The 16,549-nt window shown below is 32.9% G+C and carries 12 protein-coding genes; 6 read left to right on the top strand and 6 right to left on the bottom strand.

Translation table 11 applies throughout. The annotated features are described in order from the left end of the window. The first annotated feature begins 3 nt into the window (after positions 1–3). The 5 genes from NMK29_RS02040 to NMK29_RS02060 are packed head-to-tail and all read left to right on the top strand — an operon-like array spanning position 4 to position 4,852. Positions 4–1,314 carry a polysaccharide deacetylase family protein gene (locus NMK29_RS02040; RefSeq protein ID WP_108802971.1) on the top strand — a complete coding sequence of 437 codons (1,311 nt, stop codon included), beginning with the start codon at positions 4–6 and terminating at the stop codon, positions 1,312–1,314. Next, a complete protein-coding gene (locus NMK29_RS02045; RefSeq protein ID WP_108802972.1) occupies positions 1,295–1,984 on the top strand; it encodes a YjjG family noncanonical pyrimidine nucleotidase in 690 nt (229 codons plus the stop codon). The genes NMK29_RS02040 and NMK29_RS02045 overlap by 20 nt, the downstream gene beginning before the upstream one ends. A gap of 47 nt (positions 1,985–2,031) precedes the next feature. Then, complete coding sequence (locus tag NMK29_RS02050; RefSeq protein WP_108802973.1) at positions 2,032–2,622, top strand: hypothetical protein; 591 nt, start codon at positions 2,032–2,034, stop codon at positions 2,620–2,622. Next, positions 2,619–4,019: a DUF5723 family protein gene (locus NMK29_RS02055; RefSeq protein ID WP_159092181.1), complete on the top strand. Its 1,401-nt coding sequence runs from the start codon at positions 2,619–2,621 to the stop codon at positions 4,017–4,019. Before NMK29_RS02050 ends, NMK29_RS02055 begins: the two co-directional genes overlap by 4 nt. Next, positions 4,019–4,852 (top strand): hypothetical protein, encoded by an 834-nt coding sequence (locus NMK29_RS02060; protein ID WP_108802975.1) that lies wholly within the window; start codon positions 4,019–4,021, stop codon positions 4,850–4,852. The genes NMK29_RS02055 and NMK29_RS02060 overlap by 1 nt, the downstream gene beginning before the upstream one ends. A gap of 2 nt (positions 4,853–4,854) precedes the next feature. On the opposite strand, the gene NMK29_RS02065 is transcribed toward NMK29_RS02060, so the two are convergent. The 3 genes from NMK29_RS02065 to NMK29_RS02075 form a co-directional block, all read right to left on the bottom strand. Beyond that, entirely contained in the window at positions 4,855–6,132 is a 1,278-nt protein-coding gene (locus NMK29_RS02065; RefSeq protein WP_108802976.1) for a replication-associated recombination protein A, read from the bottom strand. 24 nt (positions 6,133–6,156) lie between these two features. After that, positions 6,157–7,809: an aryl-sulfate sulfotransferase gene (locus tag NMK29_RS02070; protein ID WP_108802977.1), complete on the bottom strand. Its 1,653-nt coding sequence runs from the start codon at positions 7,807–7,809 to the stop codon at positions 6,157–6,159. 180 nt (positions 7,810–7,989) lie between these two features. Continuing rightward, the gene (locus NMK29_RS02075) at positions 7,990–12,027 is read right to left on the bottom strand and encodes an FG-GAP-like repeat-containing protein (RefSeq protein ID WP_108802978.1); all 4,038 of its coding nucleotides are present in this window, start codon (positions 12,025–12,027) and stop codon (positions 7,990–7,992) included. Between the two features lie 351 nt (positions 12,028–12,378). Between NMK29_RS02075 and NMK29_RS02080 the strand changes: the two genes are divergently transcribed. Continuing rightward, positions 12,379–13,104, top strand: coding sequence for a rhomboid family intramembrane serine protease (locus tag NMK29_RS02080; RefSeq protein ID WP_108802979.1), 726 nt, complete (start codon positions 12,379–12,381; stop codon positions 13,102–13,104). Positions 13,105–13,142: 38 nt separating this feature from the next. On the opposite strand, the gene rlmB is transcribed toward NMK29_RS02080, so the two are convergent. From rlmB to NMK29_RS02095, 3 genes are all read right to left on the bottom strand, one after another. After that, the gene (gene rlmB / locus NMK29_RS02085) at positions 13,143–13,877 is read right to left on the bottom strand and encodes a 23S rRNA (guanosine(2251)-2'-O)-methyltransferase RlmB (protein WP_108802980.1); all 735 of its coding nucleotides are present in this window, start codon (positions 13,875–13,877) and stop codon (positions 13,143–13,145) included. Between the two features lie 112 nt (positions 13,878–13,989). Further along, positions 13,990–14,871, bottom strand: coding sequence for a hypothetical protein (locus NMK29_RS02090; RefSeq protein WP_108802981.1), 882 nt, complete (start codon positions 14,869–14,871; stop codon positions 13,990–13,992). Positions 14,872–14,895: 24 nt separating this feature from the next. Next, the gene (locus tag NMK29_RS02095; protein WP_159092182.1) at positions 14,896–16,527 is read right to left on the bottom strand and encodes a SusD/RagB family nutrient-binding outer membrane lipoprotein; all 1,632 of its coding nucleotides are present in this window, start codon (positions 16,525–16,527) and stop codon (positions 14,896–14,898) included. Positions 16,528–16,549: the final 22 nt, after the last annotated feature.

Here is a 16,549-nt window from a genome sequence, read left to right on the forward strand (position 1 = left end):
AATATGTTATTAGTCTATGTCCAAAAAATAACTCCTAGAGTATCTTATACTTTTAAGCATATTTGTAAGCGAATTTTGGGATTGGAAGTAGACTTTACTTCTAAGATAGAATCTTTTATAGCTCATGATGGACCTAAACTTTCCTATGGGAAACAGCCCTTGGGGAAGGAACTTTATTTTCAGAGTGTAGATTTACTTTTCGAACATGGATTTAATGAAGTGGATATTCAGGTGATTCCTTGGGGAGAAACTCAATGTTTCTTTCAGGTTAAACATCCTGATGCTGCATTGCCATTTGATATTTTTGCGGCTAGTTTTTACTTATTAACAAGATACGAGGAATACCTTCCGCACGTAAAAGATGAGCTTGGCCGATTTGCTGCTACAGAAAGTATAGCGTACCAACATGGTTTTTTGCAAGAACCAGTGGTTGATATCTGGGCGTTTGAATTTAAAGATATTCTAAAAGAAAAGTATTCTGATATAGAATTCCGAGAAAAAGAATTTAGAATACATCCTATATTGTATATTAACCAAACTTTTGCTTATTGGCAAAAAGGAATTTTAAGGTCAATTGGTGGAGGTTTACGTGATTTATGGCAATTAAAGATAAGTGATGTTACTGATAGGATTAAAGTGATGTTAGGGGTGAAGAAAGATCCTTACAACACTTTTGATTTTGTAATTAATTTGCAAAAAAATAAAATAAGAGACTGTCTTATGTTTTTTGGTTTAGGCGATTATACCAACCTTGAAAAAAACATTAGTCATAGTAATCCAGAACACCGAAAAGTTGTTAAGCATGTTTCTGATTATGTAAGGGTAGGACTTAAGGTGTCGTATGATGCTATCTCGGATTTAGAAGTATTAAAAGAAGAAAAAACAAGAATAGAGAATATTGTGAATAGACAAATGCTGTATTCTCTATGTTCATTTTATAAAATAAAACTACCAGAAGCATATAGAAATTTTATCGAATTAGAGATAAAAGAAGATTTTTCTATGGGATATCCTGAGCAAGCAGGGTTTAGAGCAGGTACTTGTACTCCTTTTATGTTTTATGATTTAGATTACGAGGTGCAAACTCCATTAGTAATACATTCATTTTGTTGTACTGCTAAAAGTTTTGATATGGCGGAAAATGAGTTTACAGTAAAACAAGAGTTGCTAGATTATATGAATAAAATAAAAAAAGTAAACGGATTATTTATTCCCGTTTTTAGTAATGGCTTGTTTAGTGAACTTAATGAGCAAACCTTCTGGAAATCAATATTTGAGTTTATTTGGAATCAAGATGAAGATAAAAAAGATTGATCATATATTTTTTGACTTAGATCATACGCTGTGGGATTTTGATAAAAACTCTACGTTAGCTTTTGAGATGATGTTTGATAAATTCCAAATATCGGTTCCTGTTAATGATTTTTTGGCTGTCTATCAACCGATAAATTTGCGCTATTGGAAACTCTACAGAGAGGAACAGGTTACAAAAAAAGAACTTAGAAGGGGACGTTTAATAGAGGCTTTTGCAGCTTTTAAGATAAAGTTTCCTTTAGAGATTATTGATGCTTTATCAGATGATTATATTGATTTTTTACCGTTGAATAATTATCTTATTACCGGTGCAAGAGAGTTGTTGACATATCTAATGCCGAAATATCAACTACACATCATTACCAATGGTTTTAGAGAGGTGCAGAATACTAAGCTTTCTAACTCCGAAATCAATCATTATTTTAAAACAGTTACAAATAGTGAAGATGTGGGAGTTAAGAAACCAAATCCAATAATATTTGAACATGCAATTAGGGTTTCTGGCGCGAATATTGTTAATAGTTTAATGATTGGAGATAATTACGAAGCTGATATTGTTGGTGCAGAATCATTGGGAATTAAAGCAATATGTTTTAATTATCATAAAGAAAAGTTACCGAAATCCGCGATACAAGTTTCTGAATTAAATGAAATAAAAAGATATATTTAGTAATAAATATTTGTATATTTTCGTTAATACTAAACAACTCCCCCCAGATGAAAACAAAAAAAGCCAGTTTATTGTTGCTACTTTTTAGTGCAGTTTTAACAACAGTTTCTTGTGTTAAGGAACTAGATTTTGAGCAACTTGAAGATGTTGTTCTGACACCCGTAATTGAAGCAGATTTTATTTATTCGGAATTTGATGTGTCCGATTATATTCCTGATGGACTTCCTCCTGATACTGATTTTACAATTCCTCCAGATGTTCTAAGAGATACTATAAATTACGATTTAGTTGGGACTGATTTTGCAGTAGATAATTTAGATAGAGTGGAGTTAACTATAGAGGTTCGCAATACAATTGAAAGATCTTTTACGCTTCAGTTTCAGTTTTTAACAGAAGGTGAACAACCATTAGGTCAATTATATAGTGTTCCTGTACAAGCTGGTTTAGGCGAAGGTACAGAGCCTGTAGTATCGTTCTCTGTTCCTAATCCTATTGTATTAGATAATGCCACTTTAAATCAATTATCGTCTGCACAAAAAATTGCAACAGAGATTATTGTGCCAACTCTCAATACCGATTTAAGAGGTGTTTTAAATATACGATCTAAAGCTAGTTACTATGTAAATTACGAATTATGAGAATCTTTTTATGCCTTTGCTTAGGTTTATTGGGATACTCAGGATATTCTCAGAACAAAGAAACCTTATATGATTTTACAGATTTGCCGCAATCACTAATGCTTAATCCTGGTGCGGATGTAAATTTTAAATATCATGCTGGAGTACCATTTTTATCACAAATTCATTTCAATATTGGATTTAGAGGAGCCTCTATTTATGATGTTTTTGCAGATGACGGTAGAGATATTAATGATAAGATAGAGAACACTATAAATACATTAACAAGTAAAGATTATTTTACATTTACCCAACAATTAGATGTTATTAATTTTGGTTGGAGAAGTAAGAGTAATAAAGATTTATATTACTCGGCTGGTTTATATCAGGAATTAGACTTGATCGTGTATTTTCCTAAGGATTTTGCGGTGTTAGCGTATCAAGGAAATCAAGATTTTATAAATGTACCGTTTCGATTTTCTAATGTAACCGCTACTGGAGAGTTACTCACAGTATATCATTTTGGTTATAATAAAAAAGTAAATAAAAAACTTACCTTCGGTGCAAGAGCAAAATTGTATTCTAGCATATTTAATTTTAGAAGTACCAAAAATAGAGGGACTTTTACTACTATAGAAACTCCACAAGGAAATAATATATATCAACACGTTATAAGTAACGCTGATGTAAGTGTTCAAACGGCGGGATATGCTTCTTTGAGGGATATCGAATCGGAAGATAACTCGGATGGATCTAAACAAGTGCTTAATAAATTTTTAGGTAGAGCATTTCTTGGAGGTAATCTGGGAGTTGGCATAGATGTTGGATTTACCTATAAGTTAGAAGATCAATGGACGATTACGGGTAGTGCAACGGATTTAGGGATGATTTTTTATACTAAAGATGTTGAAACATATCAGGCGAGAGGTAATTTTGTTTTTGAGGGATTCGAAACTCCAATTACCGATAATAATGGCCAGGATATTTTAGATGAATTAGAAGAGGCGATCCCAATTGATACTTTAAATACTAGTTATGCTGCTTTACGTCCTTTAAAACTTAATGGTTCTATTAAGTATTCTTTTAATAGATATGATGATGGAACTTGTAATTGCTTTATAGAAGGCGAGGATCCTCCTTATCAAGATGCTTTTGGTTTGCAAGTGTTTTCCCAATTTAGACCTAAAAGACCACAATACGCTGCTTCTTTATTTTATTACAAACGTTTATCTAATTTTTTAAAAGCCAAAGTTACTTATACAGTTGACGATTACTCTTATAAAAATGTTGGATTTTTAATGTCTACTCATATTAACAAAATTAATTTCTATATTTCGGCAAATAATCTTTTAGAATATTCTAATCTTGCAGATGCCAGGGGGGCATCTATTCAATTAGGATTTAATGTAATAATGTGATGAATATAATACGTGTTTTATTTTTTGGGCTTTCTTTTTTCTCTACAATTAATTTTTCGGCGCAGAGTACTGTGAATGATTATAAATATGTCGTAGTGCCAGAAGGCTATGTTTTTTTAAGGGAGAATGATGATTATCAATTAAATTCATTAACCAAGTTTTTATTTGAAAAGTATGGATTTACAGCATTTATTAGAGGAGAAGATTTGCCAGAAGATTTAAAAGTGAATGGCTGTAAAGGGCTAAGAGCAGATGTGAGGAAAAATTCAGGATTATTAAAGACAAAACTGATAGTCGATTTAATTGATTGTAATGGGATTGTCGTGTTCAGTACAAAAGAAGGAACTAGTAGAGAGAAAGAGTTTAAAAAATCATACCACGAAGCTCTTAGAGATGCTTTTAAGGATATTGAAGCTCTCAAGTATAAGTATAATGGTAAAAAGGAGAATAATCCTGCTAAAAGCGATATTGTTGTTAAAGATAAATTACCTTCTAAAGATGCAATTGTTAAAAATAGTGAGGAGATAATTAAGAAAGCCGAAAGTAAGGTTTCTAAAGGAGATTTGTCTAAGGCTAAATCTTTGTCATATGTTTATAATGAGAGTATATATGCATTTGATAAAAAAACATATGGTTTTGAATTGTTAAAAAAGAATGCTGATGGATCCGTTTCTATTGGTAAAATATATAAATCTAGTAGAGATAATAATTATATAGTACGAGCAGGAGATTTAAGCGGTGTTGGCTATTTTGATTCGTATGGAAATTTTATTCTTGATCGAGTTAATCCTGCAACTAGTAGGTTGATAACGGACACTTTTGCTCGTCAATAATATTAGTAGTTATATTTTTCTCCCCATCGGGATTTAAGAAAAGATCTAAATGCATTTTCTCGCTGGTTATCTCCAGGTTCATAGAGCTTAGTGTTTTCTATTGACTCAGGAAGAAACTCTTGTTTAATAAAGTTGTTTTCGTGATTGTGCGCGTATTTATAATCTTCTCCATACCCTAATTCTTTCATTAATTTAGTTGGCGCATTTCTTATGTGTAATGGTACGGATAAGTCACCAGTTTGTTTTACTAACTGTTGCGCTTTGTTAATAGCCATATAGGAAGCGTTACTTTTTGCAGAAGTAGCAAGATACACTGCGCATTGACTTAAAATAATTCTTGCTTCGGGATATCCAACTGTAGTTACTGCCTGAAAAGTATTGTTAGCCATTATTAAGGCTGTTGGGTTAGCATTGCCAATATCTTCAGATGCTAATATTATCATTCTACGGGCAAGAAATTTAAGGTCTTCTCCGCCTTCTATCATTCTTGCTAACCAATAAACCGCTGCATTCGGGTCACTACCACGAACAGATTTAATAAAAGCAGAGATGATGTCATAATGTTGTTCTCCTGTTTTGTCATATCTGACAGTATTTTGCTGTACAAGTTTTAAAACAAGATCATTAGTTATTACAATTTTGTCTTGATCTTGACTAGAGACTATAAGCTCAAAAATATTTAATAGTTTTCTTGCATCTCCACCACTTAATCTTAATAAGGCATCTGTTTCGTTTAGTTTTATGTCTTTGGATGAAAGGTGTTCGTCTTGTCGCATAGCTCTCTCTAGCAATGCTTCTAATTCCTCTTTTCCAAAAGCATTAAGAACATACACCTGACAACGAGATAATAATGCTGGAATTACTTCGAAACTAGGATTCTCTGTAGTTGCACCAATTAACGTGATCCAACCTTTTTCTACAGCTCCTAGTAGAGAATCCTGCTGAGATTTGCTAAAACGATGAATCTCATCTATAAATAGTATAGGGTTTTTAGAAGTAAATAATCCGCCACTTTGTTTAGCTTTGTCAATAACTTCTCTTACTTCTTTTACTCCACTATTAATTGCACTTAGTGTATAAAACGGTCTATCCGATTCGTTGGCTATAATATTAGCTAAAGTAGTTTTCCCCACACCAGGAGGGCCCCAAAGAATTAGAGAAGGTATGATTCCTCTTTTTATTTGTTTAGTCAAAGAACCATTGTCTCCAATTAAATGTTCTTGGCTCAAGTATTCCTCTAGAGATTTAGGACGTATTCTTTCAGCTAATGGCTTGTTCATACCTAATAGTATGTTTTTTTTTGATCATTTTTTCACAATCTTTTTGATAAAGCTACTGTTGCCAACATTAATTCTTAACATATATAGGCCAGAGTTTAATGAAGAAGTATTGAGAATGTTATTGTTTAGTTGAGCATCTATTTTTTGTCCATTTAAAGTAAACAACTCAACGTTATAGATAACATTTTTTTTGTTAATTACGTTTAAAACATCATCAATTGGATTCGGGTATACATCAAAATTAACACTAAGATCAAATTCATCTGTTGATAAGGTGGTAAAAAGAGAACAATTCTCAGGAATTGGATTTTGCTCAAGATAGCCAGAAGGGGTTAAATCTTTTCCTGTAAACCCTACATAATCAAAAGTATATCTTTTTCCTCTAAAAATCCAAGAAGCCGCAGCACCAGTATTGGTGTCACCTTGTGATAAAATAATGTCATTTCTATATGGAGATATATATTCCCATACTATTTCTTTTTCAGGATTTATCTCAAATATTTTGGATTTAGTGCCTTCTGTTATTAAAGTATTACCATTATCTAATCGATAAGCTGAAGATATTAACGGAGAAAAGAATTCTTCTGGATTACTTTCGTTAGTATATGACCATTCCGGCTCAGAAGGTAAAAATGATGTATTACTAGTATATGAATAATTTCCGTTTTGGTCTACAGGTGGATTAAGAATGTCTACAGACGAAAAATCTCTTCCTGAACCATTGTTGAAAAGCATAAATTTTCCTGAATCTGTAAGACCATTCGGAACCCAATGCACAGTATGTTGTCCAAATAATTTTTTATCATCAGCAGTTCCTTGATCGTATATTTGTGGATTACCCCATCTATATAAAATATCTCCTCCCATACCACTATTTCCTCCTGAGCTAGTTGCTGCTTCGGCCGTAGTTGTAGAGTGATCAATAACATAAAATTCGCTAAGTCTTGGCGAGCTAAAAAGAATTTGGTCAAGCTCACTGTTGTAATCTATAGAACTTATATGTAGCCAATCTGCATCAGAATTAGAACTTCCAGTAAAATTGATATCAATTAACTCTGGATGATCAGCAAGAACACCAAAGTTGTTTTTTGAAAAATCAAAATCTTGAATAAGATGATCCCATAGTCTCCATTCCCAAACAATTTGTGCACCATCTGTTCCAATTGGCTGGATTTCAATTATTCTTTCATCATAAAGCTCTCCTTCATCTAATGTAGAAGGGTTTCTGCCACTTGCAATTGCTTCTTCTAATGTTTTTCTATAAGCAACCACCATTAAAATGTTGCCATTAGGTAAGGGTAGGTAATCGTGGTGAAAACTAAAGTCAGTATCTGAGTAGGTTAAACCCCATAATAAATTGTTGTCCCAGTCCTTTTTTTCTATTCTACCTGTATTTCCTCTTATATTCAATGTAGATTGGTTATCAACATGGGCACTATATAAATCACCATCTTCTGTTATGTAATCAACACCCCAGGCTTTGAAATTACTACTCCATTCATTAACAATTTCTCCACAATTATTAATTAAAAAAGTTTTACTAGGGATTATAGAAGAATTAGGAGAAAATAATGTATAACCATTTAGCGATTTTTCAGTGTTCGCAATAGCGCCTATAGTATTTTGTGAGTACGAGTATGAGGAAACTAGCAATAAACAAAGAAGAAAATTTCTCATGTTGCAATAGGGTTTTTTATAAGATGTAATATGTGTATTATTTGTCGTAAATATATGTCATAAATTACACATAAATTTAGGTTTAATTAATATTTATAGAATTATCGAAATATAAATGGAAAATCAACAGGTAAAAATGCTTTTTCTGCAATAATTTGAATTTAGAATAAAGAATGATTTTTATTTATTGATAATGACCTTTTTGGTTGTGTTGTTAATTCTTAGTAAATAAATTCCTGAAGTTATTGTCTGTGGGACTATTAACCTCGTTGTTTTAGAAAAAGGCGCATATTGTTTATCCATTAAATAAACTTTCTTACCAGTAATATCAAACAGTTCAAAACTATCTTCAACGAGGGTATTTGAAACAAAGATGTTGCCATTTACTGTGGGGTTCGGAAAGATAATATTATCTGTCAATATAGGGGTTGGACTTAAATCTTTGCCGCTGAAATATGGGACAGCAAAATTATACGTTTCCTTTCCTATTTTTTCTCCAATAAATCTACCAGGTAAATCATCTGCTGGAGGATGAATACCACCCCAAATTCTAGATAATGAACACTGATCAGAAGCATCTCTATAAGTTGCCCATTGTAACTTTATATCTACGGAAGGTCCTTGCTCAAAAACCAGGAATTCATCTTTCTTTGCAATGAATTCACCGTATCCTCCAGGGAAAAACTCATTTCCTGTAAGCAAAGTTAGTGTTTCTGCAGCCGCTCTAGAATAAGTAGAATGACCTGAAACATAACCTGCGAATGGTGGTGTAACAAAAGAAGGGCGTTGATATGGCCAAAAATTTTCTGCTAGTATCCAACCAACACCTGCTTGATCTTCCTCCGGATTACTTATATAATCGGGTCCTTTCCAAGTATATAATTTTATTTTATCCACGTGCTGATCATTTATTCCAGAAAGAGGATCTTCTGAAGTTACTAGTTCAATATAGCCTGGCACTAATGGAATACCTTCCTCTAAATTATAATTTGGTAATGAACTGTCTGAGCTTTGTCCTTTACTAGCCATGTAACGAACTGCTGATATAGGTCTTATATAATCATACCATCCTTTAATGCTCCAAGCAGAAATTGCAGCATCATGCATGGTTCCTCCTAATATAAAATAAGCTTTTACATCCCACTCCAGCGAATTTAATACATTTCCTTCTCCTCCTAATTTTTTTATCAATAAAGGGTTGTCATTTATATAATTTAAAATAGTAAACCAATGTCCTGGAGGAGTTTCTGAGTCAGGGCCATCTGCCCAAAATTCAGCTAATACTCTAGCATAATCTCCTCTGGGAACTATTTGTGATTCATATGGGGCATTGGTATACGGGTTTAAGTTATAACCTTTACTCTGGTCTCCTCCTTCAATATAATTATAGAAAGTATCAAAATCGTTAAATGAAGTTGGAAATGAATTTATTGATTGATTTCCTAAAGAGTTTGGAGAAATATCCAACATCACACCATCTTTTTGATCTAAGTGAGCACCCCAAACGGATACCATAGAGAATCCCCATTTATAGTTTTCACTAGATTCGGTATTCAAGTAGGGTGGAGCTGATGGATCGTGATAAACTGTGTATTGATTTCCTGATCGCTCATATTGAGTTCTATTTTGATCGTTTAAGGCAAAAGGTAATACATTACCCCATTCTGGACTTAAAAAGGTTGGTGTGGTTCCTTCGATTAAATTACCACTTTGATCAATAAATGTATCTAGGCTAAGCGGTTGCCAACGATTGGGATCTTCTAAAACAGGATTTCCTGATATTATTGGGGCTAGAGGTGTGTTTATGGGCGAATAAAATTGATTACCATACTCATTAATTTCATTTGAATTATCTGTATTACCATAGCTTAAAACAATTTCTCCAATATAATTTCCAAGTGCAGCAGCATCTCCATCTTGATAATTGGTGGATGTAATATTAATATCATAACCCAATTGATCCATTAAAAAATCAAATTTCTCTTTTGTAACGGAAGCACTAGGAGAATTTCTAAACCTAGATGTTAACACACGATATACAGCGTAACTTATTGCTTTATTCCTGGAATCTTCAATGTTTTCATTTGGAAAAAACTGATCTAGGGAACTGACGAAATTATGAACAGTATTGCCAATTAAGTAGGGCTTTGCATCTTCATCATAGACAGCCCAGGCGTCATACATTGCAACACTTGTATGAAATAAATTTCTCGCATGAACAGTAGGTCTAGCAAAATCTCCTCTAATAGCCGATAATAAGGTTTCATTCCATAATCTTGCAACCGAAATATCTTCAGGAATGTCACTTCCATTTAAGTTAATTTCTAAAGTAATTTCTCTACTAGAGCATTCATTAGATATTTCTACGACATTAACTGTTGCGGTTGTTTCTAATCCCCAACGAACAGATATAGAGTTCGTTCCTTGCCCATTAAGTAGTTCGCCGCCTTCAATTCCCCAATTAAAAGTAGATTCTGAAGACCCCATAAGAGTATATGTTTGCGTACTTAAAAAACTAGGGTTTGTTTCTCCGGATATATCGCTTGATGTAAGATATTCACAAGAACCGTCAGATGTTGTTGCTAGAGGGTTGTAATTACAAGAATTGGGGTCTGTACAACCTTTTATTTTGATACTTGGACTTATGTTTAGAGTTTGGTAGCCATTACCTTCGGTTGCTTTTATTATTGTATTAATGGTTAAATTTTCATATCTCTCTTCAAGACCAGAAGGCCATTTTATAATTAATTCTAGAATTTCAGTAGATTCATTTAGTCCAAAATGAACTGGTTTAATATTTTGTCCTAAAAACCCAACTCCATTATGGTATCTAATAAATGTATCATTGTTTGTTTTAATGGTGAGAATTGTTCCAAATGCATCTCTATTTGATGTTGTGCCTTCTAACGAAATTTTAAACCAATTGAGCGGATTTTCTTGATCAAAATTTAAAATTTTATTTTCATAAAAGAAAGGGGCTGCATCTGTATTGGTAACTAAAATATCTAGATCACCATCATTATCATAATCAAAATCTAATCCTTCTGTGGAATAACCTATATCACGCAGACCTACTTGTCTTGTAAAATCTCTGAACTCTTCTCTTCCTTCGCTTAAAGTATTCTCAAAGTATACATTAAATTCTCTTTGATATCCAGGATAATTATAGCCATTAACAATAAATAAATCTTCATCACCATCTAGATCAAAATCAGCAAATTTGTTACCCCAAGACCATCCAGTCCCAGTAATCCCATAGGAATCCGATGTGTTGTTAAATGTGTTATCCCCATTATTGGTTAATAAAACGTTTTTTGATATGGCAGTAATTAAGAAGTCGAAATCCCCATTATTGTTTATATCCCCAATACAAATCCCCATATCATCTAAAGAACTTGCTAAACCATATGTTTGCGCAGCGCCAACAAATGAGGTTCCTCCTTGATTTATCAAAAGAGTATTAGGTTTGATCAAATCGTTCGCAATATATAAATCCATCCATCCATCTTCATTGAAATCAAATGGAAAAGCAGTGTAACTTGGAGAAGAGCTTAAATTATCTTCTGGCGCAATCATTGTTTGTGTTACATTAGTAAATGTTCCATCTCCATTGTTTTTAAATAATTTATTTCCAGAGCATAACCTCCAGTCGCTTATAAATAAATCTAAAAAACTATCGTTGTCAAAATCAAACCAAGCAGCATTTGTATTACCGCAAGAATCATTCATTTCAAAACCAGCCATTTCGGTTACATCTGTAAAAGTTCCGTCTCCATTATTATGAAATAGTTGAATTCTATTTAATTGAGTAAAAAAAATATCTGGGTAACCATCATTATCATAATCTCCCCAATATGCTCCAAATTTATCTCCTGTAAGACCGTCAAATTCTGGAGTTTCTTGACTTATAGGAATAAAACCTACTAAACCAGATTCTATTGTTACATCATCAAAGGTTCCATCATTATTATTTCTAAATAGTTTGCTTTTACTGTTTTCGTTATTAGGGTCATCTTTTTCAAGGGCAACCACAAAAATATCTAAATCATTGTCTTGGTCATAATCAGCTACAGAAACACCATTGTTACGTCTTAAATTATCCAATCCAGATATAGTTTCTATTCTTTCAAAAATTTGGGCAAATCCCGAAACAGGAATAAGGATAAAAGTTATTATGGAAACTATAAAAAAATCTTTTACGGGGTATTTATAATTCATGTTTTTTAATCTTGTTATGTTTTGAATATAGCCTAGCCTTTCCTTTAAAAAAGATTGTCAGTTTTTTATATTAATTTTAAGAGTATAGGTTGTTGGAAAACTGTTTAAGAGATTTTATTTATAATTAAAAAAAACATAAACGGTTATGTTGCAATATACTAACAAAAAAAGAACAAACCCAATAGACGTTTAGTTTTCATTGATGATGTATAATGTGCCTGAGTTTTATAAAGCAGTCTTGTTAGCTTATTTGGTAATATTTAAGCTGTAACTTAGGTAATTAAAATTCTGAGTTTCTGACAATTTAGCATATTTTGATGTTTTGGATACTTTTTTGTCAATTAGTGTATTATGAATAAAGAGAATCATTTTAAGTTTGCTACTGGCGTTGTGGGATATCCAATATTATTTGTTTTAATAATATGGTTAGTATTTTGGTTTGAAGTAAGATTTGGTTTCGATTTTAATAATTTTGGTATTTATCCCAGGGATTTAAAAGGCTTAAGAGGTATTGTTTTTTCTCCATTTATTCATGGAGATTTATCACATTTATGGCATAATACGTTACCGTTGCTAATATTATCTATGGGACTTTTCTTTTTTTATTCTAATAATGCTTGGAGAGTACTGTTTCTTGGTGTAATCTTCACTGGTTGTCTGACTTGGTTGTTAGGAAGACAGGCAAATCATATAGGCGTTAGTGGGGTGATTTATATGCTTTTTGGTTTTCTTTTTTTTAAAGGAATATTAGCGAAACATTTTAGGTTAATTGCATTATCTTTTATTGTTGTTTTTATTTATGGTAGTATGATATGGTATATTTTACCGGTGGATCCAAAAATATCCTGGGAAGGTCATTTGTCTGGTTTACTAGTAGGCTCTATATTGGCTTTTTTGATTAAAAGAGGCGTGGCAAAACCAAAGAAATACTCTTGGGAATTACCAGATTATAATCCTGAGGATGATGAATTTTTAAGACATTTTGATGAAAATGGAAACTTTATAGAAAAGCCTTCTGAAGAAGAATTAGAAGGAGATATAGAAGTTATTTATGATTATAAACCTAATGATGAATAACACATACGTGATATGATATGATTTTTTGTATTGTATGGTTATAATCTTTGTCTTATAGATTCATATAAAAAAACACCACAAGCTACAGAGACATTCAATGAACCTATTTCACCATACATAGGTAATTTTGCCATATAATCTGCTATTTTTAAAACAGAATTTGATATTCCTTTACCTTCACTACCCATTACTATAGCGGTAGGAATTGATAAGTTGATATCGTAAATTTTATCAGAAGCTTTTTCTGTTGCTGCTACTATTTGAATGCCTGAAGCCTGTAGAAAAAACATAGCATCTTTAATATGATCTACTTTACAAATTGGAATTTTAAAAATAGCGCCAGCCGAAGTTTTAACTGTATCGGCGCTAACCGGGGCACCACCTTTTTTTTGAATAATAATACCATGTACTCCCGTACATTCTGCAGTCCTTATGATTGCTCCAAAATTTCTAACATCAGATAGTTGGTCGAGAATCAGGAAGAGGGGAGTTTCTCCAGATTCAATAACTTTAAGTGTTAGGTTTTCTAAATCATGAAATTCAATAGGAGCAATATATGCTACAACGCCTTGATGATTTTTTCGAGTTAATCTATTTAATTTTTCAATAGGTACGAGAGAAAAATTGATTCTCTGTTTTTTCAAAAGACCCATTAGATCTTTAGCTAATTCTCCTTGTAGCCCTTTTTGAATAAAAAGTTTATCTATTGTTTTGCCAGAGTTAATAGCTTCTATAATGGCTCTTATACCAAAGATTAAAGATTCATTTTTCATATCTTACAAAGATAGTTATATAAAGAAACATCCCGATGAAATTTCATCGGGATGTTAACACTAATTATTTTATTACTTATTGTATTATTACAAGAAGTCGTATAATATATATTTAGTTTCTTGTTGCAACAAAAGCAGCTGGAGACCAACCACCAATTCCAACACTTGCTCTAGCTGTGATGTTAAGCGTTCCTGTACAAGAGAATAAGAATCCTGTCGCTCTTGTTTCGATGAAACCTTGTCCGTAAGGACATCCAAAATTATCACAATGCCAAGCTTCTTGTCTGTCAATAGTAGCTATACCTGTATTAGGGTCTACATTGATAACAACATTATAGTCTTGCTCACCAGTTGCTGGGTTCACGTGCTCAAATGGGTTTACCATAATTAACTGGTTGTCTTCTGGACCAGCAATCATTTCGAATTGACCGTCAGAACCTCCAGCTTCGTAACCCCATACATCATTTGTGATAGTATATGTTCCTACAGCATCTGCAGTTACAAAAGGACAAGAAATGAATGTTGTGTATGTTAATGCTTGAGCTAATCCAGGATTACTAATGTCTCCTAAAAATTGTAACTCATCTTCACCATCAAAAACAACACCGTCGTTATCTGTGATTTTTACAAAAAAGTCAAATTGATCACCAGGACCTAAATCTGGAACTGTAATACCTAAAGCAGTAGCTAGGTCAGCGGCTGAAACTGAAAGATCCGAAGGGAAATCAGTGATAGTTCTTAGAGGAAAAAAATCTCCTCCGTTTCTATTTACTCTGATTTCATAGGATGCTATGTTATCAAAAGGAGCAACCAATTGAGCTTCAAATGCAGAACCTTCAATATTTGTAACATCAATTACTGGAGAATCAATGCTTTCAAAATATACCCAAGGGGCATCAACGGTATCAGTTATTCTATTCTTCTCATCGTCTTCACAAGAGAAAAATACCGTAGTAGTAAGAACTACTAAAAATATTTTAAAGAAATTTTTCATTTTATAAGAATTTTTAATTTTTTATTAGTCAACAAATCCTTCTGGATTTGTGTCCCAGAAAACAGGGATAGCCTGATTAGCTTTTTGCTCTACATTGTTGTTTCTGTCAACTAATGAACTAGGATATAAGAAAGATCTTATAAATACACCTGGGTTAGCTAACAAAGATGGCTGTAGGTTTTCTGGTTTTCCAGTTCTTCTATACGTATTATACGCTTCAATACCATTACCAAACAAGGCAATAAAGTATTCCGTAACAATGATTTCTAATCTTGCATCATCATCAGCAGCAGCGTCATAATTCGCTAGTACTTCGTCAATGTAATCTGTAACATCAGCTGGTGTCGGAGCAACCGAAGCATCAGTAAGATCAGCTCTAAAGTTCATTACTTTATCAAATGACTTAGCCATACCATCAGCAAGATATGTTCTAGCATCACCTGTAGTTCCTAATTCTAAAGCAGACTCAGCTAACATGAAATCAACATAAGAACTTAGCATAATTGGAGATATACCAGCTCCTTGTGCACCAACAGTTCTATCGTTTGTTCCATCAAAGCTACTATCGTCAAATCTAGCTCCAATAGGATACACTCCCCAGTCACATCTATCATTTTCATCTGGTGGAATACCATCATTATCGTGATGATCTCTACCGTTGTAACCAGAAGCAGCAACACAGAAAACTTCTCCAGCAGGATAATGTGCAGGAGCACTTTCTACGATACAAGGCAATGCATTTGGATCTGTAGAAGCATTTCCTCTATTTCTATAGAAGTAATATCTGATTCTTGGATCAGCAATGGATTTATCATTTAATAATAAGTCCATATAAGAGTTAGATTGATAGTCAGCAACACCGTTATCAAAATTTCTTGCGAAAATAGGATGTCTACTATCTGGGTTAGCATCAACAGCAGAATATTTAAATTCGAAGTCTTGATCAGAAGAAACTATATAATCACCACTAGCAATAATACTGTTAATTCCAGCTGTAGAAGCTGCAGCATTTACTAAACGTGTTTGTAAGTATAACTTCAACTTTAAAGTATTTGCAAAACGAATCCATAGAGATTTGTCCCCATTATAGTAAAGATCAACTGCAGGCTCAAAACTTGGTGTTAAGTTAAGATTAGCAATTGCCTCATCAAGTAAAGTAAACATTTGATCATAAATTACTTGACCACTTTCTAAATTTGGATTTTCATTTTCTAATCCTAAAACTGCTTCACTATAAGGAATATCACCTAAGTAATCTACTAAAGTTGAGATTGCATAAGCTTCAATTATTTGTCCCATACCTATGTGCGTATAAAGACCACTTTCTTCAGCTAACGGTTGCATAGCTCTCATATCAGCCAAAATACCTGCGTATGCAGTAGTATATGGTCCGTCTAACTGTCCCGGTCCATAACCATTATCATATGTAGGGCCAAATTGGTGAAGTATTCGTGTAACTTCCATTCCTTCTTCTGTAATCCCTTCAAAGAAAGTGGATCCACTTATTTGAATAGCATTAAGAAAAAAGTCAATATCTGCCTGATCTGGTCTAAGTACGTTTGGACTTTCCAGAATCTCTAGTTCGGTTGTTTCACAAGAATTAAATCCCAAAGCTACAGCCAGAAGGAATAAAATTTTGTATATATTATTTTTCATATTTATCATTTTTGTATTAAAT

The sequence above is a fragment of the Aquimarina sp. Aq107 genome, assembly GCF_943733665.1.
Taxonomy (GTDB): Bacteria; Bacteroidota; Bacteroidia; order Flavobacteriales; family Flavobacteriaceae; genus Aquimarina.